The 22,782-nt window shown below is 69.7% G+C and carries 27 protein-coding genes; 16 read left to right on the forward strand and 11 right to left on the reverse strand.

Features of this window, described 5'->3' with window-relative positions:
• The first annotated feature begins 214 nt into the window (after positions 1-214).
• Positions 215-877 (forward strand): NADPH-dependent F420 reductase, encoded by a 663-nt coding sequence (locus Cco03nite_RS37715; protein ID WP_203698853.1) that lies wholly within the window; start codon positions 215-217, stop codon positions 875-877.
• A 128-nt stretch (positions 878-1,005) separates the two neighbouring features.
• Entirely contained in the window at positions 1,006-1,230 is a 225-nt protein-coding gene (locus Cco03nite_RS37720) for a hypothetical protein (protein WP_239167979.1), read from the forward strand.
• Between the two features lie 62 nt (positions 1,231-1,292).
• Here the strand turns inward: Cco03nite_RS37720 and Cco03nite_RS37725 are convergent, their stop codons facing one another.
• Positions 1,293-2,969: a DHA2 family efflux MFS transporter permease subunit gene (locus Cco03nite_RS37725; protein WP_203698825.1), complete on the reverse strand. Its 1,677-nt coding sequence runs from the start codon at positions 2,967-2,969 to the stop codon at positions 1,293-1,295.
• A gap of 328 nt (positions 2,970-3,297) precedes the next feature.
• Here Cco03nite_RS37725 and Cco03nite_RS37730 point away from each other — a divergent pair, with 328 nt between their 5' ends.
• Positions 3,298-4,416 (forward strand): lytic polysaccharide monooxygenase auxiliary activity family 9 protein, encoded by a 1,119-nt coding sequence (locus tag Cco03nite_RS37730; RefSeq protein ID WP_203698826.1) that lies wholly within the window; start codon positions 3,298-3,300, stop codon positions 4,414-4,416.
• A gap of 117 nt (positions 4,417-4,533) precedes the next feature.
• Here the strand turns inward: Cco03nite_RS37730 and Cco03nite_RS37735 are convergent, their stop codons facing one another.
• From Cco03nite_RS37735 to Cco03nite_RS37745, 3 genes are read right to left on the reverse strand one after another with little or no spacing between them, the layout of a single operon-like run.
• Complete coding sequence (locus Cco03nite_RS37735) at positions 4,534-5,622, reverse strand: hypothetical protein (protein WP_203698827.1); 1,089 nt, start codon at positions 5,620-5,622, stop codon at positions 4,534-4,536.
• On the reverse strand, positions 5,619-5,966 hold the full coding sequence (locus Cco03nite_RS37740; RefSeq protein WP_203698828.1) for a PadR family transcriptional regulator: 348 nt from the start codon (positions 5,964-5,966) through the stop codon (positions 5,619-5,621). The genes Cco03nite_RS37735 and Cco03nite_RS37740 overlap by 4 nt, the downstream gene beginning before the upstream one ends.
• A 46-nt stretch (positions 5,967-6,012) precedes the next feature.
• On the reverse strand, positions 6,013-6,699 hold the full coding sequence (locus Cco03nite_RS37745; RefSeq protein ID WP_203698829.1) for a GNAT family N-acetyltransferase: 687 nt from the start codon (positions 6,697-6,699) through the stop codon (positions 6,013-6,015).
• A 245-nt stretch (positions 6,700-6,944) separates the two neighbouring features.
• On the opposite strand from Cco03nite_RS37745, the gene Cco03nite_RS37750 reads away from it, so the two are divergent.
• The 4 genes from Cco03nite_RS37750 to Cco03nite_RS37765 all read left to right on the forward strand — a co-directional run bounded on the left by Cco03nite_RS37750 (position 6,945) and on the right by Cco03nite_RS37765 (position 9,828).
• Entirely contained in the window at positions 6,945-7,490 is a 546-nt protein-coding gene (locus Cco03nite_RS37750; protein WP_203698830.1) for a nuclear transport factor 2 family protein, read from the forward strand.
• Between the two features lie 57 nt (positions 7,491-7,547).
• The gene (locus Cco03nite_RS37755) at positions 7,548-8,378 is read left to right on the forward strand and encodes an aldo/keto reductase (protein ID WP_203698831.1); all 831 of its coding nucleotides are present in this window, start codon (positions 7,548-7,550) and stop codon (positions 8,376-8,378) included.
• An 11-nt stretch (positions 8,379-8,389) separates the two neighbouring features.
• Entirely contained in the window at positions 8,390-8,800 is a 411-nt protein-coding gene (locus Cco03nite_RS37760; RefSeq protein WP_203698832.1) for a YkvA family protein, read from the forward strand.
• A 140-nt stretch (positions 8,801-8,940) separates the two neighbouring features.
• Entirely contained in the window at positions 8,941-9,828 is an 888-nt protein-coding gene (locus Cco03nite_RS37765; protein WP_203698833.1) for an FG-GAP repeat protein, read from the forward strand.
• Between the two features lie 83 nt (positions 9,829-9,911).
• Here Cco03nite_RS37765 and Cco03nite_RS37770 read toward each other — a convergent pair whose 3' ends face one another.
• Entirely contained in the window at positions 9,912-10,526 is a 615-nt protein-coding gene (locus Cco03nite_RS37770; protein WP_203698834.1) for an HAD family hydrolase, read from the reverse strand.
• On the reverse strand, positions 10,523-12,028 hold the full coding sequence (locus Cco03nite_RS37775) for an NsdA family TPR-like regulatory protein (RefSeq protein ID WP_203698835.1): 1,506 nt from the start codon (positions 12,026-12,028) through the stop codon (positions 10,523-10,525). Before Cco03nite_RS37775 ends, Cco03nite_RS37770 begins: the two co-directional genes overlap by 4 nt.
• 214 nt (positions 12,029-12,242) lie before the next feature.
• On the opposite strand from Cco03nite_RS37775, the gene Cco03nite_RS37780 reads away from it, so the two are divergent.
• From Cco03nite_RS37780 to Cco03nite_RS37815, 8 genes are all read left to right on the forward strand, one after another.
• Positions 12,243-12,464 (forward strand): hypothetical protein, encoded by a 222-nt coding sequence (locus Cco03nite_RS37780; protein WP_203698836.1) that lies wholly within the window; start codon positions 12,243-12,245, stop codon positions 12,462-12,464.
• A gap of 190 nt (positions 12,465-12,654) precedes the next feature.
• Positions 12,655-12,957, forward strand: a complete 303-nt coding sequence (locus Cco03nite_RS37785) for a hypothetical protein (protein WP_203698837.1) — start codon at positions 12,655-12,657, stop codon at positions 12,955-12,957.
• A complete protein-coding gene (locus tag Cco03nite_RS37790) occupies positions 12,954-13,220 on the forward strand; it encodes a hypothetical protein (RefSeq protein WP_203698838.1) in 267 nt (88 codons plus the stop codon). Before Cco03nite_RS37785 ends, Cco03nite_RS37790 begins: the two co-directional genes overlap by 4 nt.
• Positions 13,221-13,658: 438 nt before the next feature.
• The gene (locus Cco03nite_RS37795) at positions 13,659-14,549 is read left to right on the forward strand and encodes a radical SAM protein (RefSeq protein WP_203698839.1); all 891 of its coding nucleotides are present in this window, start codon (positions 13,659-13,661) and stop codon (positions 14,547-14,549) included.
• Positions 14,542-15,243 carry a hypothetical protein gene (locus Cco03nite_RS37800; protein ID WP_203698840.1) on the forward strand — a complete coding sequence of 234 codons (702 nt, stop codon included), beginning with the start codon at positions 14,542-14,544 and terminating at the stop codon, positions 15,241-15,243. The genes Cco03nite_RS37795 and Cco03nite_RS37800 overlap by 8 nt, the downstream gene beginning before the upstream one ends.
• Positions 15,244-15,307: 64 nt before the next feature.
• Complete coding sequence (locus tag Cco03nite_RS37805; protein ID WP_203698841.1) at positions 15,308-16,063, forward strand: hypothetical protein; 756 nt, start codon at positions 15,308-15,310, stop codon at positions 16,061-16,063.
• Between the two features lie 9 nt (positions 16,064-16,072).
• Positions 16,073-16,681, forward strand: a complete 609-nt coding sequence (locus Cco03nite_RS37810; RefSeq protein ID WP_203698842.1) for an ATP/GTP-binding protein — start codon at positions 16,073-16,075, stop codon at positions 16,679-16,681.
• A gap of 9 nt (positions 16,682-16,690) precedes the next feature.
• A complete protein-coding gene (locus Cco03nite_RS37815) occupies positions 16,691-17,134 on the forward strand; it encodes an NUDIX domain-containing protein (protein WP_203698843.1) in 444 nt (147 codons plus the stop codon).
• 172 nt (positions 17,135-17,306) lie between these two features.
• Here the strand turns inward: Cco03nite_RS37815 and Cco03nite_RS37820 are convergent, their stop codons facing one another.
• The 3 genes from Cco03nite_RS37820 to Cco03nite_RS37830 form a co-directional block, all read right to left on the reverse strand.
• Positions 17,307-17,714 (reverse strand): hypothetical protein, encoded by a 408-nt coding sequence (locus Cco03nite_RS37820; RefSeq protein ID WP_203698844.1) that lies wholly within the window; start codon positions 17,712-17,714, stop codon positions 17,307-17,309.
• A gap of 397 nt (positions 17,715-18,111) precedes the next feature.
• Positions 18,112-18,735 (reverse strand): Rv1352/Rv1906c domain-containing protein, encoded by a 624-nt coding sequence (locus Cco03nite_RS37825; RefSeq protein ID WP_203698845.1) that lies wholly within the window; start codon positions 18,733-18,735, stop codon positions 18,112-18,114.
• A 392-nt stretch (positions 18,736-19,127) separates the two neighbouring features.
• Positions 19,128-19,532, reverse strand: coding sequence for a VOC family protein (locus Cco03nite_RS37830; RefSeq protein ID WP_203698846.1), 405 nt, complete (start codon positions 19,530-19,532; stop codon positions 19,128-19,130).
• Between the two features lie 246 nt (positions 19,533-19,778).
• Between Cco03nite_RS37830 and Cco03nite_RS43205 the strand changes: the two genes are divergently transcribed.
• Entirely contained in the window at positions 19,779-19,985 is a 207-nt protein-coding gene (locus Cco03nite_RS43205; protein ID WP_373314426.1) for a hypothetical protein, read from the forward strand.
• Here Cco03nite_RS43205 and Cco03nite_RS37840 read toward each other — a convergent pair.
• Both Cco03nite_RS37840 and Cco03nite_RS37845 read right to left on the reverse strand, forming a co-directional pair.
• A complete protein-coding gene (locus Cco03nite_RS37840) occupies positions 19,962-21,536 on the reverse strand; it encodes a hypothetical protein (protein ID WP_203698848.1) in 1,575 nt (524 codons plus the stop codon). The two genes, Cco03nite_RS43205 and Cco03nite_RS37840, sit on opposite strands and share 24 nt — an antisense overlap.
• Positions 21,537-21,637: 101 nt before the next feature.
• A complete protein-coding gene (locus Cco03nite_RS37845; protein WP_239167980.1) occupies positions 21,638-22,744 on the reverse strand; it encodes a M20 family metallopeptidase in 1,107 nt (368 codons plus the stop codon).
• Positions 22,745-22,782: the final 38 nt, after the last annotated feature.

A 22,782-nucleotide genomic window follows, 5' to 3' on the forward strand; every position in this document is an offset into this window, starting at 1 on the left:
GGCGGGCGTATCGCTCCCGCAGCCGCGGCACCCACCCGGCCCGCCACTGCTCGGTCTCCTGCCCCGTCGCCTCGCGCACGCTGATCATGCCGCGACCCTACGAGCGCGGTGCTCGTGCGGTCCACCCGATTCGCCCGGAACCGTCGGCGGCGGTGCGCCGTTGACCACCGTGGTGCCGGCGATCATGCCGGGTGACGGCGGAAGGCAGTGGGCGATGACGACGATCGGGTGCATCGGCAGCGGGTACATCGGCGGCACCGTGGCCCGGCTGGCCGTGGCCGCCGGGTACGACGTGGTGCTGAGCAATTCGCGGGGCCCGGAGACGCTGGCCGGCCTCGCCGCCGAGCTGGGTCCGCGGGCCCGCGCGGGCACCGTCGCCCAGGCCGCCGCCGCGGGTGACCTGGTGCTGGTCAGCGTGCCGCTGCACGCCTACGACAGCGTGCCGCCGGAGCCGCTGGCCGGCAAGGTCGTGATGGACACCAACAACTACTACCCCGAGCGCGACGGGCAGATCGAGGTGCTCGACGACGGCAGTGCCACCAGCAGCGAGCTGCTGCAGCGCCACCTGGCCGGCGCGCACGTGGTGAAGGTGTTCAACAACATCTTCTACAAGCACCTGGGCTCGCTGGCCCGCCCGGCCGGCTCGCCCGACCGCTCCGCCCTGCCCATCGCCTCCGACGACCCCGCCGCCAAGGCCGCCGTCACGGCGTTCCTCGACGCGATCGGCTACGACGCCGTCGACGCCGGCCCGCTGTCCGCCGGCCGCAAGTACCAGCCCGGCACCCCCGCCTACGGCACCCCGTACGGCACCTTCGACGACGAGAACGGCACTCCCGCCCCCGCCGCCGACGTCCGCGCCGCCGTCGAGGCCGCCTGACAAAGCGATGGGAAGGGCACCTTCTACAACGCATAGCGTTGTGAAGGTGCCCTTCCTTTCGTGCCACCGGCGCGGGGCTGCGGATTATGCAGGTGCGGGCGGGGTGGAGCGGTGGCAGGATCGGGCGCGTGCCCGCCCCTCATGGATTCGACTACGCCGTACGCGCCGACGGAACCGTCGCCGTGTCGCATCACCGTGCCGTCGTGACCCTGCTGCGCGGCGAGCGCGGCCGGCGCTTCCTGGACGAAGTGCGGGCCGGTGACCCTCAGGAGGTCATGGCCCGCTGGACCGGCAACTACCGGCGCGGCAACGAGCGCGCCGCGCGCAACCACCCCCGCAACTCGGCCCGCTGAGCGGCTGCCCGCCGCCGAGCAGCCCGCGATGGCTCAGTCCGAGCGTCGCGCCGGCCGGCCCGTCAGCCCTGTACGCCCACGCCCAGCTCCTCGGTGCTTCCGGCACCGCCGCCCGCGCGCTGCTCGACGGGGAGGGCGGCGGACGCCTTGCGCCGGCGGACCAGCAGCACGGACAGCGCCGCGACGGCCAGCACAATCAGCGGCAGCGTCATCGTCGACTTCATCGCCGCCGTGAAGCCCTCGTGGAACGTGGTCAGCGCGAGCTGCGCGATCTCGGGCGGCGCGCCCGCGGGCAGGTGCGCGCCGCTCTGGCCCGCGCCGACCTCCATACCGCGTGATCCCGCCTCGTCGAACGCGGCGACGAAGCGCTCCCGGAACCCCTCGGGCAGCGCGGCGGCGCTGGTCCGGGCCTGCGCGGCCAGGTCTACGGCGAGCCGGGCCTGCAGCAGCGCGCCGACCGCCGCCGCGCCGATGACCGCGCCGAGCTGGCGGGTGGTGTTGAAGACGCCGGAGGCGGCGCCGGCCAGGCGCGGCTCGATGTCGCGCATCGCGATGGTCTGCAGCGGGGCGAAGACGCCGCCGAGGCCGAGGCCCGCGACGAGCAGGCCCGGCAGCAGGTCGCCGCGGTCGGAGCCGGCCTGTGCGGCCAGCACGACCCAGGTGAGGCCCGCCGTCCACAGGGCCATGCCCGTGAGCAGGACGTACTTGCCGTGGCGGTCGGCGAGGCGGCCCGCGACTGGCGCGACGAACATGGAGATCAGTGACATGGGCGCGGTGGTGAGCCCGGCCTGCAGGGCGGTGAGCCCGAGCACGGACTGCAGGTAGATGGTCAGTGGCAGGAACAGCCCGAGCATGCCGAAGGAGACCGCGGCGACCACGGCGTTCATCACGGAGAAGTTGCGGTCGGCGAACAGCCGCAGCGGGATCAGCGGCTCCCGGTCGCGCCGGGCGTGCGACTGCCAGACGAACGCGGCCAGGACCAGCAGCCCGGCCACGATGACCATCGGTACGGTGATCGGGCCCCACACCCGTCCCCAGTCGTGCGACTGGCCCTCGATGAGGCCGTAGCAGATCAGGAACAGGCCTGCGGTGACCAGCGCGGTGCCGGGCAGGTCGAGCCGGTGGCGGCGGTTGAAGCGCAGGTCGGGCATGATGACCGCGGCCATGGCCAGGGCGATCACGCCGACCGGCACGTTGACGAAGAAGATCCACCGCCAGCCCCACTCGGAGACCAGCCAGCCGCCCAGGGTCGGCCCGGTGACCGTGGCCAGCCCGGCCACGCCGCCCCAGACGCCGAACGCGGCCCCGCGTCGTTCGGCGGGGAAGATGGTGGTGATGACGGCGAGCGTCTGCGGGGTGAGCAGCGCCCCGCCGAGTCCCTGCAGGATGCGGAACACGACCAGCTGAGCCGGGTCCTGGGCGAACCCGCACGCGATCGAGGCGACGGTGAACAGCGCGAGGCCGATCATGAACAGCCGCTTGGGGCCGTGGATGTCGCCGAGCCTGCCCGCGGTGATCAGCAGGACGGCGTACACGAGGATGTAGGCGTTGAGGATCCACAGGATCTGGTTCAGCGTCGCGCCGAGGTCGTCGATGAGGTCCGGGATCGCGATGTTCACGATCGTGGTGTCCAGCAGGATCATGAAAAAGCCCAGGCACAGTACGGACAGGATGAGCCAGGGGCGGCGTTGCGGGGGCTGCTCCGCCGGTGCGTCGCCGGCCGTGCGCTGAGTGATCATGGCGCTTCTCCTGTCTGCGTCCGAGCGGGTGGAGCATAGTCCTCAGGCGATGAATTCCGCTGAACCGCCGCTCTGCCGGGGTGGCGGCGCGCCGGTCACCACGGGACGGAACGGCATGCACGCAGAGTGATAAATTGACATATTCAAGGTAATGCGTAAGGTCTGACTCGACCGCTACGGGAGCCACGTAGCAGCGCGGAAGTGGGGCAGCCTTCCGCGGCTGAAGTCGAAGTCCGACCATGCGTGCGTTCGCGGGCGGTGCGACGGCCCCGGGCTCCCTCGTTCCCTGCCCGGCGCGTGCATGGCAACTCCGTACGAAGGAGCTCCCATGTCCACCACACTCGCCGCTCGGCGGCGGGCCGCAATCTCCGCGCTGATCGTGGCCGTCGCCTCGGTCCTGCTGCTCACCACGGCGCTGGCGAAGATCGCCGACGCGCACGGCAACATCGTCAGCCCGGCCTCGCGCAACTACGGGTGCTGGCAGCGCTGGGGCAGCGATTTCCAGAACCCGGCGATGGCCACCCAGGACCCCATGTGCTGGCAGGCCTGGCAGGCCGACCCGCAGGCCATGTGGAACTGGAACGGACTGTTCCGGGAGGGTGTCGCCGGCAACCACCAGGGCGCCATCCCGGACGGCCAGCTGTGCAGCGCCGGCCGCACCCAGAGCGGCCGCTACAACGCGATGGACACGGTCGGCGACTGGAAGGCGCAGTCCATCTCGAACAACTTCAGCGTCAAGCTGTACGACCAGGCCAGCCACGGCGCGGACTACATCCGGGTGTACGTGACCAAGCAGGGGTACAACCCGATCACGCAACCGCTGGGCTGGGGCAACCTGGAACTGGTCGGCCAGATCGGCAACACCCCCGCCTCGCAGTGGACCCCGGAGAGCGCGGGCGGCGTGTCGATCCAGGTCGGCGGCAGCGCCAACGGCCGCACCGGCCGGCACATCGTCTACACCATCTGGCAGGCCAGTCACCTGGACCAGTCGTACTACTTCTGCAGTGACGTGACCTTCGGCGGCGTCACGCCGAGCCAGTCGGCCTCGCCGTCGGCTCCGCCCTCGCCGTCGGTGTCCCCGTCGCCGAGCCGCCCGCCGTCGCCGAGCCCGTCGGTCTCGCCCTCGTCGTCCCCGCCGCCGCCCGGCGGCTGCTCGGCGACGTACGCGCTGACCGGGCAGTGGCCCGGCGGCTTCCAGGGTGAGGTCAAGGTGACCGCGGGCTCGTCCGCGATCACCAAGTGGACGGTCACGGTGACTTGGACCAACGGCCAGCAGATCACCAACGCCTGGAACGCGACGGTCACCACGAGTGGATCCACCGCCACGGCCAAGAGCGTCGCGCACAACAGCGCGCTGTCCGCGGGAGCCAGCACCACCTTCGGCTTCCTCGGCAGCTATACCGGAAGCGCCAACGGCGCTCCCACCCTCACCTGCTCACCCACCTGATGAAAGGAAGGGCGCCTTCCACAACGCGGAGCGTTGTGGAAGGCGCCCTTCCCAACCGTGAACAGCACGTAGCCAGGGACGGGCAGCGCCCCCGGGGTGCTGCCCGCCGCCGTCGGGTCAGGACGACTCGGCCCGCTTGAGCAGGGCCTCGCGCTCGGCGGCCCGGCCGAGCCCGATCAGGTACGCGTGCCGCTCGCCGCGCTCCACCAGCCCCGCCCCGCCGAGGAACAGCAGCACCGGCAGCCCGACGAGGAAAGCCCACTGCAGCGGTTCGAGCAGCACGGGCGGGTCGAACTGCTGCGACGACATGATGAACCCGTTGAACAGGGGCGGCACCAGCAGCCACAACGTCAGCGCGGGCGCGGCCATGGCCAGCAGCCGACGGCGCACCGGCCCGGCGGTGCTGAGCAGGCAGGCCAGGATGAGCAGCACGAGCACCAGCCCCGACACCTCGGAGATGATGCCGCTGACGTAATACCCGCCGAAACCGCCGGACGTGTTGTAGCCGCCGAACGCCCCGGTGCTGCCGTCGGGCGTGACCACGGCGAGCAGCACCTCGACGACGGGCAGCAGCGCCAGCAGCGCGAACGCGAGTGACACCACGACGGTCCGGCGAACCCCGAGGCCCGCCCACGGGCGGGTCCGCCCGCGCGCGGTGAGCGCCAGCGCGGCGCTGACGCCGAGCACCAGCATCCACCAGAAGTCGACCAGGGTGGTCGGCCAGCGTGGGTAGTCCCGCACCGCCAGCCCGAGCCCGCACAGCGCCGCAGCCCAAGCCCCGGTGGCCGCGAGGACCCGCCATCCGGTGTACGCGAACACGACGGCCACGGTCCACCCGAGCAGCGGAACCCAGAACGACGGCAGCAGCCGGAGGGGGTTGTCGAAGCGCCACGCCGCGGCCGTCCACGCACTCACGACGCCCGCGTAGAAGGTGAACATCATGAACGTGGCGACCAGCCCGAAAGCTGCGGCGGCCGGGGCCCAGCGCCCGTCGGCGGCGCCCGCGCCGCGCCCGCCCAGCCGCATCCAGACCGCGCAGCGCACCAGGTTCGCCGTCTCGCGCAGGCCGGGGAAGCGCTGCTGCGGCTTCGACCCGGCCATGAGCACGCCGATCATCTCGTCCTCGTACTTCTGCCGGTGCGCGGGCGGGAACAGGGCGAGCAGGCGCTCGTAGCGGCGTTCCAGCGTCGTGTCAGGCTCGCTCACGCCGCCCCCGTCCCCGGGCGCAGGGCGAAGCCGGACAGCCTGGCGGTCGCCGCGTCGGCGTTGCGGCGCAGGCGCGCCGACTCGGCGGCCAGGCGCTCCTGCCCGACCCCGGTGAGCCGGTAGTAGCGCCGCAGCCGGGACGCGACGACCTCCTCGCGGTCGACGGCGATCAGGCCGCCCTCGCGCAGGCGGTCCAGTACGGAGTAGAGGGTGCCGGTGTGCAGGCGGACCTGCCCGCCGGAGATGTCGAGCACGTCCTCGATCACGGCATAGCCGTGTTTGGGCTCGGCCGCCAGCGCCGTGAGGATCAGGAAGGCGGGTTCCCCCATGGGTACATCAGCCATGCCGGGAGCATATACGTCCAACAAACATATGCAACCTATGAAGACATCAGGCGCCGGGATGTGGACGGTCGTGATCGGAGGCGGCCGGAAGGCCCAGTCCCATCAGCTCCAGGCACGGCGTCACGCCGTCGACGGTCACCTCGGGGCGCTCGCGCTCCAGCCAGGCCTGCCTGGTCAGCCGCAGGCGGCGGATCACCCGCAGGCGGCCCCGGTCCTCGTGCCGCTCGATGCCGTCGTCGGCGTACCCGAGCTTGGCCGACACCCCGAGCGACGCGGCGTTGTCGGTGAACGCCGACGAGACCAGCTCCGTCGCGCCCAGATGGGTGAAGGCCAGGTGGGCGACGGCGGCCCGCATCTCGGAGCCGATGCCCTGCCGCTGATGCCGCCGGCCCAGCCAGCTCGCGGTCGAGCACTCGGTGGTGACCGCGAGGTCGCTCGCCTTGAGCAGCTGCACGCCGACCGGCGCGCCGTCGCGGAAGACCGTGAGCGGGAGCTTCCACGCGTGCGGCGTCCACTGGCCGAGCAGGCTCCAGTGGTGCAGCACGACGGACCGGGCCCGCTCGGCCGGCGGCAGCTCGGTCCACCGGATCCGGAACGGCATGTACGCGGGGTCGTGCACGCCCTCGGCGGCGACGTCGGCCAGCGCGGCCAGCTCCTCCGTGCCGGGCAGGCGCAGCTCCAGTCGAGGGGTGCGCAACCGCAGCCCGGCTGGCGGGAAGTGATCGATCAGCATGAGCCGATGGTGGGGCTGGTCCGGAGCCCGGGTCAACGCGATTTCGGCAGCTGCCGACGTGCCGGCAACTCGGCGGGCGATACCATATTAACTGTTTTGGTCTGTTTTAGTCCTTTGTCCTTTTGATCCGAGCCGGTGACCCTCAAACCGCGCGGACCGTCCGTCTCATTCCACGCCTACCAGGTGATCTACCCGATAACCCGCAAGCTGGGGATCCGGGTCGCCGCGCAGGTAGCGTTCCGCCCATGTTGATCCAGGATCAGGCTGTGGCGTCCGCGCCATGGACCGGCCTTGCCATCGGCCGGTCGCCCGGGATCGCCCCACCGCGCCGTCCGGCGGCGCCCGTGGCGCCCGGCACCCGCGAGGTCGTCGACGAGTATCTGGCCAGGCTGGCGGGCGGCGACGCGGACCACATCGCGGCGATGTTCGCCGAAGAGGTCGAGTGCTACGTGGCCGCGACCGAGGCGGCGCCGTGGATGGCCAGCCGCGGGCTGGCCGCGGACTTCCTCCGGATCACCATGCCGCGGTTCGAACTCGGCCAGAGCACGGTCGAGGCGGACAAGGTGCTGGTCGACGGGGCTGACGCGGTGGTGCTCGGGCACTTCATCCACGTGATCAAGCCGACCGGCCGCCGGCTGTCCACGCCGGTCGCCATCCACCTGAGCGTGTCGGCCGGCCGCATCCACTCGATGCACCTCTACGAGGACAACGTCGCGCTCGTCTCGCGCATCCGCGGCAAGCGCCCCATCACCTCCTCCGCCTGCGCCGCGGCGAAGAACGCTCTGAGCTGACCACTGCCGGGCGCGGTGAGACGTGACGGCGCGGCCCGAGAGCGCGAGGATGGCGGTATGAGCAACGAGACGACGGTGAAGCTCAGCCACGGCGCGGTGATGCCGCGCATCGGGCTGGGCACCTGGCCGATGGACGACGCCCAGGCCGCGCGGTGCGTGGTGCAGGCCGTCGAGGCGGGTTACCGGCTGTTCGACACGGCGGAGAACTACGGCAACGAGCGCGGCGTCGGCCAGGGCATGCGCGACACCGGCCTCCCCCGCGAGGACCTGTTCGTCACCACCAAGTTCAACGCCCGCTGGCATGGCCGCGACCTGGTGCGCCGGGCGTTCGACGCGTCCGCCGGACGGCTCGGCGTCGACTACGTCGACCTGCTGCTGATCCACTGGCCGAACCCCGGGCAGGACCGCTACGTCGACGCCTGGAAGGGCATGGTCGCGCTGCTGGAGGAGGGGCGGCTGCGCGCGGTGGGCGTGTCGAACTTCAAGCCCGCGCACCTGGAGCGCCTGCGCGCCGAGACCGGGGTGCTGCCCGACGTGAACCAGGTGCAGCTCAGCCCGCGTATCGCCCGCAAGCTGCCGCGGGCCTACCACGCCGAGCACGGCATCGTCACCCAGTCGTGGAGCCCGCTCGGCCAGGGCCGGGAGCTGCTGGCCGATCCGGTGATCGGCGAGATCGCGGCCGCGCACGGCCGCAGCCCGGCGCAGGTCGTGCTGCGCTGGCACCTCCAGCTCGGCCTGACCGCGGTGCCGAAGTCGGCCGATCCGCAGCGGATGCGCGACAACCTGGCCGTCTTCGACTTCACGCTGAGCGAGCCGGAGCTGGACCGGATCTCGGGCCTCGACCAGGGTGAACGGGCGGCGGTCGACTCCGACCTCGTCGGACACTGAGCGGGTCCGCGTTGCGGAACCTGCTGATCGGCGTCGGGGTCGGGCTGCTCGCGTCGTGGCTGGCGCTGGTCGTCGGCCTGCTGCTGGTGCGGCCCAAGGGCCCGCTGCTGGGCGAGGCGGTGCGGCTGCTGCCGGACCTGCTGCGGCTGCTGCGCCGGCTGGCCGCCGACCGCACCCTGCCCCGAGGCGTGCGCGTCCGGCTGGCGCTGCTGATGGCATACCTGGCGATCCCGTTCGACCTGATCCCGGACTTCCTGCCGATCATCGGCTACGCCGACGACGCGATCATCGTCGCGCTGGTGCTGCGCTCGACGGTGCGCCGCGCGGGGCTGGACGCGGTCCGCCGGCACTGGCCGGGCACCGACGACGGCTTCGCCGCGCTGACCCGGCTGGCCGGGCTGGGCGACCGTACGCCGGACTGAAGCCCTTTCGCTATCTCGTCCTATTTCCGACATCAGGGACACGCGATGGATGTCGGATGCGTCTGTCGGTGCTGGCTACCGTACGGGCGCCACCCCCGACGACGAGATGGGGTTCTGAGATCCGCATGCAACGAACGACGATGAGAGCGCTGCGCGCAGCCGCCGTCGCCCTGGTCCTGGCCGGGGCGGTGCTCGGCGCGCCCGGGGCCGCGACGGCCACCGGCATCGCGGGCCCCGCCTGCGACTTCAACGGCGACGGCCGGTCCGACCTGGCGGTCGGCGTGCCCGGGGAGAGCGTCGGCACGCTGGACAGCGCCGGTGCGGTCAACATCCTGTACGGCTCGGCCGGGGGCGTGACCGCGACCGGCAACCAGCTGTTCCACCAGGACAGCGCGGGCGTGGACGGGGTCGCCGAGGCGGGCGACGCGTTCGGCTCGGACACCGCCTGCGGCGACTTCAACGGCTCCGGCCACGACGAGCTGGCGATCGGCATCCCCCGGGCGACCGTGGCGGGCAACGTCGCCGCCGGTGCGGTGGCGGTGGCGTTCGGCAGCGGGCTCGGGCTGTCCCTGCTCACCAGCCAGGTCGTCAGCCAGGGCACGCTCGGCGTCGAGGGCGCGCTGGAGGCCGGGGACAGCCTCGGGTACGCGCTGGGCACCGGCGACTTCGACGGCAACGGCCGCGCCGACCTGGCCGCCGCCGCGCCCGGCGAGGCCGAGGGCGGCCTGGCCGGCTCGGGCGCGGTGAACGTGCTCTACGGCTCGGTGCTGCGGCTGCTGACCGTCAACGACCAGATCTTCACCCAGAACAGCACCGGGATAGACGGCGTGGCCTCGGCGTACGACCGGTTCGGCGGCGGCCCCGGGGTGTCCACCGGGCAGTACCGCATCGGGTATGCGCTGAAGCAGCGAATCTGGACTCTGGGTGATCGGCTTCACATCCCGCCGCACCTGACACGCGGCCTCAGCCGCACGTGCCGAGTGTGTCGGTGCGTCAGAAATCGTCGCCGTGGTCACGGAGCTTGCTAGCCGACGGCGCACAGAAGCACGACGACGGCGGGCACCACCGGAACTCGGTGACACCCGCCGTCGTTCATGCCCGGTGAGAGCCGCTAGCTTGGGGACGTCGACATGAAGGTGCGGCGAAGCTCGGCGACTGTGGCAGCGCTGTCGGCGTGATGCCACACCGCCATGCCCTTTGCTCTCGCAGGCTCCAGATACGCCGCAATATCGTCGATGAACAAGCACTCTGCGGCCGGGACACCGAGTTTGTCGAGTACGAGGTCGAAGATCTCTGGATCGGGTTTGCGCAGGCGAACCTGATCCGAGATGATCACGACGTCGGCACGCTCTTCGAGGTTCCAAGGGGCGTAGGGGTCGAAGTAGTCGCTGCCCCAGGAGTTGGACAGGATTCCGACCTTGACGCCGGCCGCGCGAAGCTCTGCCACGGCCGAGAGCATCTCGTCGTCCGGTCGCAGGTCGGCTGCCATTCGGGCGAGCAGGCCGTCGGCGGGCACGCCGAGCCGCACCGACATCTCGCGCTCGAACTCCGCCTGACCGATGCTGCCTCGTTCCAGGTTGCGCAGCAGGCCGACCCCTTCGGCGTCCTTCGTCACCAGGTCGACAAGGGCGTTCTCGTCCAGTCCTTCACGGCGGGCGAAGCCGCGCAGGACCTCCCAGAAGTCGTTGGTGAGCACGCCGCCGAAGTCGAGTACGAGTGCCTTCAAGACAGGGCGCCTTTCGTGTCTGCCGTTGCGGTGATGACATTGCGCCACAGGTCTCTACCAGCCTGCGAACCTGTGTCTCTGGCTCTGGTGGCCAGGGCGCGCAGGCGTTTGAGATTGCCGGAGTGCTGAACCTGCGCGACCAACTCCAGGGCGGCCTGCCCGTCGCTGCAGGCTCCGTCGACCTCGTCGGCACCGAGCCGCGCCTCGGCACGGTCGATCAGCGCGGTACAGCGGTGTCGTTGCAGGGCGGGGTCGAGGCGGCTGATGGCGGCGTCGAGGACGGGTTCGGCGTCGCGGTACCTTCCGAGCCGGACCATGTCTCCTCCCTCGTAGGCGTTCAGCTTGTCGGCGTTGAAGATCCCGATGCCCAGCGGGACGGTCTCGCTTGGTGCGCCGGCTAGGGCGGCCCTGGAGGCGCTGAGCCTGCGGTGGCACTCGGACAGGTCACCGATGGACGCCGCACGCTCGGAGGCGACGGCGGCGGCCCATCCGCGGGTCTCGTTGCTGGCCCCGCCATCGGCTACCTCGCAGGCGTAGGCCGCAAGCTCCAGGCCGGTGCGGTGGTCGCCCGCGTAGTGGGCGACGCCGAACGAACGCCCGCCGAGGATGATCGTTTGAAGCTCGGCGCTGTCTGCGGCCTTCGCGGCCTCCCAGGCGAGGTCGACGTAGCGCCATCCGTTGGCCTGGTCGCCGCGGTCGAGTAGGTAGAGCGCTCCGATCAAGGCCGCCATCTCACCGATGACGGTGAGCAGCGCCGTCCGGGTGGGCTCCGGCTGGAAGCGGGGATCAAGAGCGTAGGTGAGGCGAAGATGCGCCAGCGCGGCGTCGAGCAACTCCCCGGCTGGCATGTCCTGGTAGCTGCGCCGGTAGGCGGAGGATACGAGCGCCAGGTCGTGCACACGAGCGGGGTCGACGGCTCCGGATCGCCGCGCTGGGGAGATGGATCGGAACACGCTGTCAAGATCGGGAGAGCTGGCGAAAGCAGCCAAGGCCGGTGCCTTGAAGAACGTCCGCCGGTGCATGTCACTCCAAGGTTCGCTGGAGGACACCACCTTATCCACATACGTCGGGTGCGGGGCGCTGGAGGCCCGCGGGGTGTAGTCGTGGGCGAAGCCGAGTTGGACAGGTCCGGTCTGGAACAGTCGGCAGAGCAGGTCGCGGTAGTCATGGCCGGTGTTGCCGCCAGCCTCCCACTCCTTCCACGAGCGTTCGTGAAGTCCTCGCCGTCCGAGTCCTTCGCGCTCGCACAGGGCGTGGACCTCGCTCACGGCGTGCGCGACGGTCCAGTTGTGAGCGAGCCGGAACGCCTTCAGCGGCTGGTGCCCGCAGTGCTCGATGATCTGCGCCGCGATGTCGGTCAGCATCTCGACGGGCACAGGCTCGGTCACGCCGGAGGCATAGATCATCTGGGCGCGCAGGCTCAATGCACACGCGGCCGGATGGGGCCTGCCATCGGTCATTCTCGCCGCTCCACTGTGGGCCAGGGCCGTCAGACGTGCCATCACCGTAGCGTGAAACATTGATCATTGTCGCGACAGTGCGGCGTCGCCGCACCCATGGTGCCGGCTGCTCTCACTACCGCCTGAGCCCATGCGCATTGATCATCGATAGTGCCGTGGTGAGCACGGTGAGTCATTTCGCGAGCTGCCCCGGCCGGGCGTGACAGAAGCCTCCGTCCGGTCGGGTGCTCCAACGACGCGGGGGAGGTGATGGAGGTTGGAGCGCTCACCGGAACGGGTCGTCTCACGCCTGGCCAGCGCGAAGCAGATCGCGCGGGTGCACTGCCCGATCGAGTGGCCCGAAGGCGACCTGTGCCTCAACTGCCATCAGCGCTTTCCCTGCGCCGCCTACAGCTGGGCGTTCGATGTCCTCGCGGATGCGGGCTGGAGCGCCGAGCAGATCGAAGGCTTGGATGTGAGGACGGGGCCATGGTCATGATGATCGAGAGCGACAAGCCCGGCGCGGATGCTGGAGCTGATGCTCGGCGGATTCTGCTGGTGCACCGCTCCGCCTCGGACGGGTTGTGCGCCGGGTGTTTGGAGTTCACCTGCACCTTTGCGGTCTACCCGTGTACACAGGCGAGGTGGGCGCTGAGGGTGACCGCGCGCGATGCGGCAGGCGGTCAGCCGTGAGGACGCCGCATACGTCGATTCTGGCCGCGTACAGCGAGCCTCGTGAGCAGATCTACCGGGCGCTGCTTGCCCATCCGGCGCGTGACTGGCGAGTCAGCCAGTTGGCCGAGGAGATTCCGGACGTGTCGGTAGAGGCGGTCCGCACCACCCTCTACCTGTTGCTGGGCGACCGGCTAGTCGAGGCGGTTCCGCACCAGCGCAGCCTGACGCTGCGGCTCACCAGCGAGGGCCGCTCGACGATAGAAGAGATCACCAGACGGTGGACCACCGTAGGCGCGGCAGTGGAGGAACAACCATGAGCGCGATCCGAGCAACGGTGCCGGCCGCGGCACTCCTGGGTCCGGCCGCCGCCCATCGAGTCATCGCCGAGCACCTTCGCTCCGACGTCGGCGGGCGGTGCCTGTCGTGCGGAGAACTGGAGCCGTGCCCACAGCGCGCCACCGCACACGCGGCGCTGTTCGGCCACAACCGGCAGCTACCCCGCCGCCGCCCGCTGGAGCTGATCGGCGCACGCGGCGACTTCGGCAACGCCGTACCGTTCTCCGCGTTCCGGACCCGCTGATGAACTTCATAGCTCCGGCCGCCCGGCGCACCCCCGGGCGGCCGGGCGGTGAACAGCGCGGAGCTGCGCACCGCGCGGTTCACCGAACCCACAACTACGGCCCCAGCACAGGCGCTCCCGAACTTCCGGCGGGCGAGGCCATCGGCGCTACCCCTGCGCAACGGCGTCCAGCGCCCGGCACCGAGGTCCAGATCATGCGCCACGGGCGCGTGCGGGACCGCTGCGTAGCCAGGTACCCCACCCTCGCGGAGGCCAGGCCGCGCTCATGTTTCCCAGCCCGATCCTGGCGTGTCCGGGCTGCAGACCGGGCTTGACCCAAGCCCGGCATTTACCAGGAGGATGAAAATGAGTACAAACCTCGGAATCCCAGTACTCCCGCCACGCCATGCACCAGCGCCGGAGGGGCCAATCTCGTTCGGCCGCGGGCACCACTTCAGCATGGCGAAGAACGCCTCGCTGGATGATCTGGTCACGGCGGCGACCACGCCGCTGTCGGTGATCCTTCAAGTCACCAAGCGCTGCAACTTCGACTGCTCGTTCTGCTCGGAGACGCTGCAACTTCCCGACCCGACCCTCGCGCAGCTCGACACGATCCGAGCCAACCTCGCCGGCACCAGCCGCGTGTTCCTGTCCGGCGGAGAACCGCTGATGCGCAGGGACTTCGGCGACATCGTTGACATGTACCACGAGTACATCCTGGGCATCCCCACCAACGCAACCCGTGGCCTGGAGCACGCCAGGAACATGGCCGGGAAGATCGCCTACGTCAACGTCGGCCTCGAAGGACCCCGCGCCACCACCAACCGCGTACGCGGCGACTACGACCAGGTCATGGCAGGCGTCCGCGCCTTTGCCGAGCACGGGCTGCCGCTGTCGCTGTCGGCCGTGGTTTACCGCTCAACGCTCTCGGCGCTGCCGTTCACCTGCCAGATCGCCGACGTGCTCGGCGCGGGCAAGGTCAAGATGATCCTCCCGCTGCGCAAGGGCAATGCCCTGGACCTGGCCGAGCACGAGTTCATCACCGAGGCCGAGGCGCAGCAGACCTTCGCCCGGCTGTCGGAGCTGCGCACCGAGCACCAGTGGCGGCCCGCGCTGCGGATGACGGTGTGGAACGAGCACACCGAGGGCCACATGATCCTGATCGAGGTGAACGGCAACGCCAGCGCCTGGCCCGTCTACGACGGCAAGGACCTGCTCGAACCGCTGGGCAACGTGCTTGAGGAGCCGATCACCGAGATCTGGAAGCGCTACCGGTTCAAGCGCAACCACTTCGCCAAGTACCTCGGCGCCAGCATCAAGACCGTCGAGGCCGGAGCGCCCGATGCGTGACTACAACAACCTCAACTGGCCCGACGGCCCGTTCGGAGCCGAGTTCCGACCCTTCGGCAAGCCGAGCAAGATGCTCGCCTCGGTCGCCGTCGAGTGGGCCGAGTCCGCAAGCGGGCCAGTGCCGGTCTGCACCAGCGTGGTCTACCTGCGGGTCAAGCCCGCCCAGACCCTCCAGGTGGACGAAAGCAGCCTGGCGATCGGGTTCCGCACGAGCGTCGTGGAGTCGACGGCAGGAGTAGCCGACCAGGTGAGCGCGTTCGATCGCTGCCTCGTCGGCGCACGGCGACACGCCACAATCCTGGCGGGCCACATCCTCGAAGACGACCTGGACCGGCTCGATCAGACGAGCCATCGGAGGCTGCCCGGGGTGGCCGGCGTCCGGGAGGCATGGGCCGACCGCTCCGTCAAAGGTCGCGGCCTGGCGACCATGGTCGACACCGGCTTCGACCTCGACGGCCTGCCCCCGCCGCTGGACGTGCCGCTCGCCTCGCACCCGGTGTCGGTCCCGGCGACTCCCGCGGAGATCACCCAGGTCGCCCAGCAGGGGCTACAGCGCTGCCTGGCGATCGGGCTCATGGCTGCGGTCCACGCAGACCGCATGACGTGGGCGGACACCTTTCGCGTCACCGCCGCCGTCGCCAACGCCGCCTGGGACATGTTCGACGCCGAGGCGCGTCACGCTTTGGCCGCCTAACCGCCACCGCTAGCGTCGAGTCCGCCGTCGCATCGACGGCGGACTCGCCACCAGGAGAATCTCGATGATCATCAAGAGCACTGCAGGCGGGCCGGGTCAGTTGCCTCAGCCCGGCGACGAGACCATGCTCGTGGCATCCGTCGATGTTGAGTGGTCAAAGAACTACAAGATCAAGAATGGGAATAGAGCGTTCTGCTACTCGGTTGCCTGGCTCCAGCTCCCACGCCGCAAAGGCCCCCTCGACCTGGCCGCGATCGACTGGACGTTCACCAGCGCCTACGTCGAGAACGATGCTGAGACCGGCGACTTGGTGGCGCTGGCGGCCACCGACCTGCACCGGGCCATCACCGACGCCGACCTGATCATCGGACACCAGCTCTCCAGCGACCTCGCCGTACTCGACGCCAACTCCGCCACTCCACTCGACGCCATCGCCGCCGCGCGGCGGGCATGGCGGCAACGCCGAACCGACAAGAAGATCATCGACACCCGCTACGACGCGGGCGCGATCCTCGAGGGCACGTCGCGCCGCCTCGTCGACGTGTGCACGGAGCTCTCCCTCGATGTCACACAACCCGAACTGGCCCGCAAGTCCATGACGGCCCTACACCGCGACTGGCTCACCAGCGCCGACGCGCAGGCCCGCGAACGCATCAGCGTCCTCAACCTGCGCCACAGCCTCTCGGCTGCTCTCGTCGCGCTTCGCGCTGCCCGGCGCGGGCACTGGACCGGCAGCCTCAACGTCAACCGTCTGCTGGTCAAGGGCCTCGGCGAAACCTTCACCTGGACCCAAGATCCCGCCTTCCAACGCCTACTCTAGGAGCCCCTCATGCCGGTGCGCGGATGCATCGTCATCGCCATCGAAGGCACCCATGCCTGCGGAAAGACCACACTCGTCCACGCCCTCACCGCTCACTATCGCGCCCAAGGCGTCAACGTCGCCTGCACTGGCGAACCCGCCCGGACCAGCCCGTTCTCCGAAGAGGTCGTCATCTACGGCCGCGGTGACTTCGACCTCGCCTTCGAGGTAGACCTGTTCGGAGCGCAGCTGTCCACCCAGCTACGCGCCGCCCGCCACCACCAACTGCTGATTTGCGACAAGACCGTCATGAACGTGCTCGCATACGCCGGCCTGGTCCTCAACACCGAGCCCGGGAGCATGGAGGCCAACGTGCTCGCCGCTATGCGGGGCTTCTGCCGGGCATGGTCACCGGTCTATGACGCGGTGTTCTTCTGCCCCGACAAGTACGAACAGCCCAACGACCCCTTCCGTGCCAAGGTCACCCATCTTCAGGACGCCACCGCGATAGCCGTCCACGACGCCTGCACCCAATCCGGTGCGAAGCTGCACGATCTGCCGCGAGGCATGTCCGTCGAAGCGCGGGTTGCCTGGATCACCCAGCGCGTCAGTCCCATGCTCGGGGCCATGACCAGCTAAAGTCTGCCGGTGCCGTACACCAGCATCGTCGACGCCATGCTCATCCTCACCCATGCGGATCGCGTCCTGCTGGCCCTCCGAGAAGGCACCGGCTACTGCGACGGCAGGTACAACGTGCCCAGCGGCAAGCTCGAAGAAGGCGAAAGCATCCTGGACGCTATCGTGCGGGAGGCGCATGAGGAGATCGGCATCAGGCTAACGGCAGAGGAGTTGCAGCACGTAGCCACCGTGCAGGCCCGCAACCCCGAAGGCCAGCGCCGCCTCGGACTGTTCTTCACCGTCGAGCACGACCCGACCCGCCACGGTGAACCGGTCAACGCCGAGCCTCACAAATGCGCGAAGATCGAATGGTTCCCGCTCGACATGCTCCCAAACAACACCGTGCCCTACACCGCCGCCGGCGTCGCCCTCAAGCTCACCGGCGCGACGTTCGGGCTAGTGGAATGGCAATGACGCCGACGATTCGTCGCTCTCGTTGCCGTCGACAGTAGCTGGGGCCACCTTCTCGGTAAACAGGAACTATCCGACGTCGCTCCCATCGACGGCGTCTACGTGTTCGGTACGGCGTCCGGCAAAGTAGGAGTGTCAAGTTAACGGCTTCGGGCAGCCCTCCGGCCGCCTTTGGTTACGACCGCTCATGAACTGGGAAGAATCCGTAGCGGCCGGAGTCTAGTACCTTTGTGAACTTAATCGTGACAGCTCCGTCCAGACCTGACGGAGGATCCGTATTCTCGATGACGATGGCCTGTCCGTCGAAATGCTCGTTGAGATGACGGAACAGCGCTTGGCCCACTGTGACAGTCATCAACTCGTCATCCTCCTGCCCTACGATCACCTCCGGATCAGGGCCCCGGTAGGTGATCAAAGGGGAATCGAGTATGACGAATCCCGGATGTTCAAGATTACGATCGAAGCAATACTGCGCCAAGCCCGTCGTGAACGCACCATGCAGAATAGCGCGCATTCCTTTGCCTCGAACGGATCGGGGGCGGCCATCAACGACTATGTCGTTCAGTTCGGTGCTATAACGCACACGTCCGCCATGAGGCACACTCCAAGCCGCAAGAATGGTTCCTATAACATCCGAAAGATCGCTGACCGAGGTCTCAACGTTCGTCCTTGTCGGTGCCATCTCTGAGGCGATCGGGCGCGGTCCCTCCGGAGCCGGGGACGCAAGTTCAAGTCCCACTCAGGTTCAGGCCACCCGACTGACCAGAGACCCGTGACGATGAGGTCGAACCAAGAACCGTTCGCCAGCACCACTTCGTTGCCGGGCACTCGATCTCGCAGCCCCTGAGAGCCGTACACATGGCCCGTTTCTTACTTCGCGGCCCTGCTTGCTTGGACTTCTTTGCTGCTCGGCTCCATTAAAGATCATGACATGGCTGTCGGCGAGGGGAAGTCAGACAGACGCGGGTTCCATCCTCAAGTCACAGCGGGCGCCAAGTACCGCAATCCCGTGACGTGAAGCTGTAGTCGCCAGACCTGATCGTGACCTGCACACGCTTCGCGCTCAGGATGAAGTTATTGTCGATGATGTTCCCCGACTTGTTCGTGCGTTCCCAGTAGCAGCCATCAATGACCCCGTCGTCTGGGCCAAGCTGGATCACGTAGGTCCCAGGCTTGACGTACTCTCCAGGTTTGGACTGCTGCCCGACAAGATAGGTGCCATCTTCGAAGATCCGGCCCGAAAGGACCAGCTTCCACTGGCTGGCGCGAGGGTGCTTAGGGCAGAGAGTGAGTGCAGCCTTCATCTCTCTCTCGTCTGTGAGTGCCATCTCGCCGGTCCCCGCGTAGTCGGTGTTCGGATCCACCATGGCGCATACGACGTAGATGTCCGCAAGCGTGCTGTCGTATTCCTCGTGGCCCAGCAGACGATCGACGGCGGCTTCGAATGTGGTCAAGGCAGGAGTGCTCCGCGCGATCTTGTCGTCGCTTCCGTATCCCTCGCAATGATCGATCTTTGCCGCCCAGACCTTGGTGAACATGGGAGCGCCCTTGGCGTCCATAGCGATGGTGTAGGTCTTGTCGTCGCAGGTGAAGTCGACCGTCACCGGCGGCGGGGTCCACGGCGAAGGAGACACGGAAGGGGACGGGCTCGCAGCAGCAGTCGTCAGGGCGGATGGCTGTGCCGTTGGAGAAGCAGATGAAGCCGCGACTGGTGCCGGTGGCGGAGAACTGCACCCTGCAGCACCCGCGATCAGCACGCAGGTCGCCAAGGCAGCGGAGACTCGTAGACGAGAGCTAGTCACCTCGAGAGTCTGTAGGCTGCAGAAATGACTCGGCACCATCGTTCGGCTTAGTTGGGTTACCGCACAGCCACGGTCAGTCAACCAATTAATTTACGTTCTATCGACATGAGCCATACGGAGTAAACCGAACGTCGACGATGGACTTACGGCTAGCTGGCTACGTATGGGCCGACCTCCTTATCAATGCCATAACCTCAAATTGCCGAGGTGCGCTCAGCGGGGCTGCGCTCGACACAGAACTCGTTACCTTCAGGGTCGGCCAGCACAACCCAGCCGGTACCGTCCGGCTTCCGATGATCGCCGACCAGCGTCGCCCCGAGCCCCAGAAGCCGCTCGACCTCCTCATTACGAGTCCCGACAGTCGGCATCAAGTCGAGGTGCATACGGTGGTGACCGGTTCTTGGTTCGCCAAATTTCCCCTCCGGAACCGGAATGAACAGCAGGTTGATCCAGTGCGGGCCGACCAGGCGGCCGTTGGGGTCGCCGGGGCCGTTCGGGTCCTGCGGATCCTCCTGCCAGCCGGTGACCTCCGTCCAGAACAGGGACTGCGCGTAGCAGTCGTGGCAGTCGACGGTGATGCTGTGCAGAGCCATGGTCATGACGGCCATGATCACATATCGGCGTGCGGCGGTGGCCCCGCGCAGCCCGCCGAGCGGCGTTAGGATCGGCCGGCCGCCACGGAGAGAAGCCCGGTGAGCCACGTCCGGCGCGTCGCCGATCCGCCGCCCGGGGACGAGGTCCACTACGTGGACATCATGCTCACGGTACGGGTCACCGGGCGCACCTAGCAGACCGAGGCGCAGCTGGACACGGCGTTCGCGGACCTGGTCGCCGAGGCGGTCGCCGTGTTCGGACCCGTCGGCGGGTCGACCGGCGGCCCGGTGCCGTCGCGCCGGTGGCGGCTGCCGTACGGCACGGTGGTCGTCACCCGTACCTCCTGGACGGTCTCGGCGACCTGGAGCCCGCCGGACCGCAGGTGGGCCGCGGCCGCCGAGGCGGTGCTCTTCCTTCGTTTCGGGGTGGTGTGGTCAGTTGACGCACCAGGCCAGTGACCATTCGCCCTCGGCGACGAGCCGCCGCCAGTCCAGGGCTGCCGGTTCGCCGCCGGTGGCGGTGTCCAGGCGGGTCACCAGGTCCGGGAAGCTGATGCCGCGCTCCACGGCCGAGCAGCGGGCGACCAGGCACAGGTAGGCCGCCTCCAGGGCGACCGAGAGGCCGTACGCGTCTGTCATCGGCTCGCCGCGGTGCGCGAACGCGTGCCGGGCCCGCACCGCGCGGGCCATGTCCCAGCGCGCCGTGCGCCGGGTCCGGGCGACCGCCCGACCCGGCGCGGCGAGCAGGTCCAGCAGCTCGGCCCGGCGCCGCAGGAGCAGCCCGTTCCACTGGTACGCGGCCGCGACCTCGGCCCATCCCGGCCCGGTGAGCAGCGCGAGGTCGGCGCTGTCGGCGCCGGTGGTCCACGGCCCGCGGGCGCCCTTGGGGTTGGTCGGGACCGGCCGGCGCAGGTAGCGCCGCAGGTGCCCGAAGTGGGCCCGGGGCGTGTGCGCCGCGATGAGGATGGCGGCGATCTCGATGGTGCGGGCGAACGCCGTGCGCTGCGCCCATGGGCCCTCGTCGCACTCGAAGCCGACGTCGAGCAGCGGCAGCAGCGCCTGGAAGGCGTCGCGCACCGAGCCCTTCGCCAGCTCGCGCAGCGCCAGCAGGTACTGCAGCAGTAGCGTGTGCAGGACCGGGTCGCGCTCGGCGGCGGCCATCACACGCTGGGCCACCTTGCCGTCCACCGGCTCGGGCTGCTCGTACGCGAACCGCGGCGGCATCGGGAAACGCACGGTCCGCCCCTGCGGGGCCGGGTACTCGTCGTGCACGATGACGAGCTGGTGCCCGATGGCGAACGGCTTGTTCGGCGGGCGCAGCTGGAGCTGGTAGCGCTCGAAGTGCTCCAGGAACGTCATCGCGGCGGCGGTCGGATCGTGCGCGGTCACCTCGACGAGCAGGTAGCGGGCGCTGCGCGGGGCGTGCCCGGCGGTCTCCGCGGCGACGACGAGCTGCTGGAACGCCGGCTCCAGCGTCTCGAAGTGCGGCTGCTCCCAGCCGAAACTCTTGATCATCGTGCCGCTGCGGGCGACCGGCACCGCCAGCCGGAAGGTGCGGGCGGCGGTCCGTTCCGCGTGCCACTGCTGCATCTCGTCGAGCTGGTCCTGGAACCGCTGCCCGTTGAGCAGGACCCGGTGCGCGCCGTGCAGGGTCTGCGGGCTGTAGCCGGCGAGCATCAGGCCGTGCGCCATACGCTCGGCGCTGCGTACCGGGTCGGCGGCCACCTGCTCGGCGGACAGCCGCTGGAACATGGCCCTGGGCGTCGCCGCCCATTCCTCGTCGAGGAGCGCCGCGTACAGGGTGCTGCCGTTCAGCCGCCGCTTGTCGGCCCCGGTGGTCTCCACGGCGGCCAGTTCCTTGCGCAGCAGGCCGTCCGAGACGGGCCGCAGCCGCCGGCGGAAGTTCACCTCGGGGGAGAGCATCTCGATCCACCGCTGCAGGAACAGCCGCTGCGCCGCGGGCATCCTGCCGTACTGCGAGTGCTGGAAACCGGCCTGCGGGGTCCACATGGGTCGTCTCGATTCACGCGGAGGGAGGGGGAGTGGGCGGCCGGGGCGGAAAAGGCGGGCGGGCCGGGACCGGCCCGCCCGCGGCCGGGCACCGCGGCGGATCACGCCTGGGCCCGGGGGCGCAGCACCCGATCGACGAGTGCGGCGAGCAGCGCGGCCCGCTCGGGCATGGCGGGCAGGTGGACCCATTCGCCTTCGGCGTGGGCGTTGCCGCCGACGGGGCCGAGGCCGTCGAGGGTCGGGATGCCGAACCCGGCGGTCAGGTTGCCGTCGGAGGCCCCGCCGACGGCGACGCCCGCGGGCGCGGCCAGGCCCAGTTCGGCCGCGACGACCTGGGCGAGTTCGTACAGGCCGGCCGAGGCGGTGGGCGGCAGCGCGGGCCGGCTGACCCCGCCGTGCACGGCCAGGCCGCTGCCCGGGAGGACGGGGCGCAGCCCGCGTATCGCCCGGTCCACCCGCTCGAACTCGGCCTGGTGGAAGGCGCGCACGTCGACGGCGAGCCCGGCCGCCGCCGGGACGGTGTTCTCGGTGGTGCCCGCGGTGAGCACGGTCGGTGTCACGGAGGTGTCGCCGCCGCCGAGCCCGGCCACGGCCAGCACCTGGTGGGCCAGCTCCACCCCGGCGTTGATCCCGCGGGCGGGGTCCAGCCCGGCGTGGGCGGCCCGGCCGGTCACCTCCAGCCGGTAGCGGGCGATGCCCTTGCGGGCCGTCTTCAGCGCGCCGTCGGCGCTGGGCTCGCCGATCAGCGCGGCCCGCGCACCCTGTCCGGCCTGCTCGATGAGCGCCCGGGAGACCGGCGAGCCGACCTCCTCGTCGGCGTTGACCAGCACGGTGATCCCGTCGAGCGAGGGCAGCGTGGACAGCGCGTGGAACAGCTGGACCAGGCCCGCCTTCATGTCGAAGCAGCCCGGCCCGGTGGCCCGGTCGCCGTCGACCCGGAACGGCCAGCGGGCCAGGGTGCCCACCGGCCAGACCGTGTCGTGGTGGCCGACCAGGAGCACCCGGGTGCCGCCGTGCCGCCAGACCAGGTGCGCGCCGTGGCGTTCGGGGGAGCTGCCGAGCAGGCGGCTGCCGAGGGCGGTGACCGCGTCGGCGCTGTGCGCGGTGGCGCGCGGGTCCTCCGACGGCGACTCGACGGCGACCAGGGCGGCGAGGTCCTCGATCATCCGGGGGAGCCGTGCCCGCAGGGTGGATACGAAGTCCGACATGAGCGCCTCCTTGGGCAGAGCATTAGATCATCTACATT

The sequence above is a fragment of the Catellatospora coxensis genome (genome assembly GCF_016862635.1).
GTDB lineage: Bacteria > Actinomycetota > Actinomycetes > Mycobacteriales > Micromonosporaceae > Catellatospora > Catellatospora coxensis.

Bases quoted from the DNA above. Each gene is read 5' to 3' on its own strand.
- Cco03nite_RS37715 (WP_203698853.1), top strand. From the start codon at position 215: ATGACGACGATCGGGTGCATCGGCAGCGGGTACATCGGCGGCACCGTG.
- Cco03nite_RS37725 (WP_203698825.1), bottom strand. From the start codon at position 2,969: ATGATCACTCAGCGCACGGCCGGCGACGCACCGGCGGAGCAGCCCCCG.
- Cco03nite_RS37730 (WP_203698826.1), top strand. From the start codon at position 3,298: ATGTCCACCACACTCGCCGCTCGGCGGCGGGCCGCAATCTCCGCGCTG.
- Cco03nite_RS37740 (WP_203698828.1), bottom strand. From the start codon at position 5,966: ATGGCTGATGTACCCATGGGGGAACCCGCCTTCCTGATCCTCACGGCG.
- Cco03nite_RS37745 (WP_203698829.1), bottom strand. From the start codon at position 6,699: ATGCTGATCGATCACTTCCCGCCAGCCGGGCTGCGGTTGCGCACCCCT.
- Cco03nite_RS37750 (WP_203698830.1), top strand. From the start codon at position 6,945: ATGTTGATCCAGGATCAGGCTGTGGCGTCCGCGCCATGGACCGGCCTT.
- Cco03nite_RS37755 (WP_203698831.1), top strand. From the start codon at position 7,548: ATGAGCAACGAGACGACGGTGAAGCTCAGCCACGGCGCGGTGATGCCG.
- Cco03nite_RS37765 (WP_203698833.1), top strand. From the start codon at position 8,941: ATGAGAGCGCTGCGCGCAGCCGCCGTCGCCCTGGTCCTGGCCGGGGCG.
- Cco03nite_RS37775 (WP_203698835.1), bottom strand. From the start codon at position 12,028: ATGGCACGTCTGACGGCCCTGGCCCACAGTGGAGCGGCGAGAATGACC.
- Cco03nite_RS37790 (WP_203698838.1), top strand. From the start codon at position 12,954: ATGAGCGCGATCCGAGCAACGGTGCCGGCCGCGGCACTCCTGGGTCCG.
- Cco03nite_RS37795 (WP_203698839.1), top strand. From the start codon at position 13,659: ATGGCGAAGAACGCCTCGCTGGATGATCTGGTCACGGCGGCGACCACG.
- Cco03nite_RS37800 (WP_203698840.1), top strand. From the start codon at position 14,542: ATGCGTGACTACAACAACCTCAACTGGCCCGACGGCCCGTTCGGAGCC.
- Cco03nite_RS37805 (WP_203698841.1), top strand. From the start codon at position 15,308: ATGATCATCAAGAGCACTGCAGGCGGGCCGGGTCAGTTGCCTCAGCCC.
- Cco03nite_RS37810 (WP_203698842.1), top strand. From the start codon at position 16,073: ATGCCGGTGCGCGGATGCATCGTCATCGCCATCGAAGGCACCCATGCC.
- Cco03nite_RS37830 (WP_203698846.1), bottom strand. From the start codon at position 19,532: ATGACCATGGCTCTGCACAGCATCACCGTCGACTGCCACGACTGCTAC.
- Cco03nite_RS37840 (WP_203698848.1), bottom strand. From the start codon at position 21,536: ATGTGGACCCCGCAGGCCGGTTTCCAGCACTCGCAGTACGGCAGGATG.
- Cco03nite_RS37845 (WP_239167980.1), bottom strand. From the start codon at position 22,744: ATGTCGGACTTCGTATCCACCCTGCGGGCACGGCTCCCCCGGATGATC.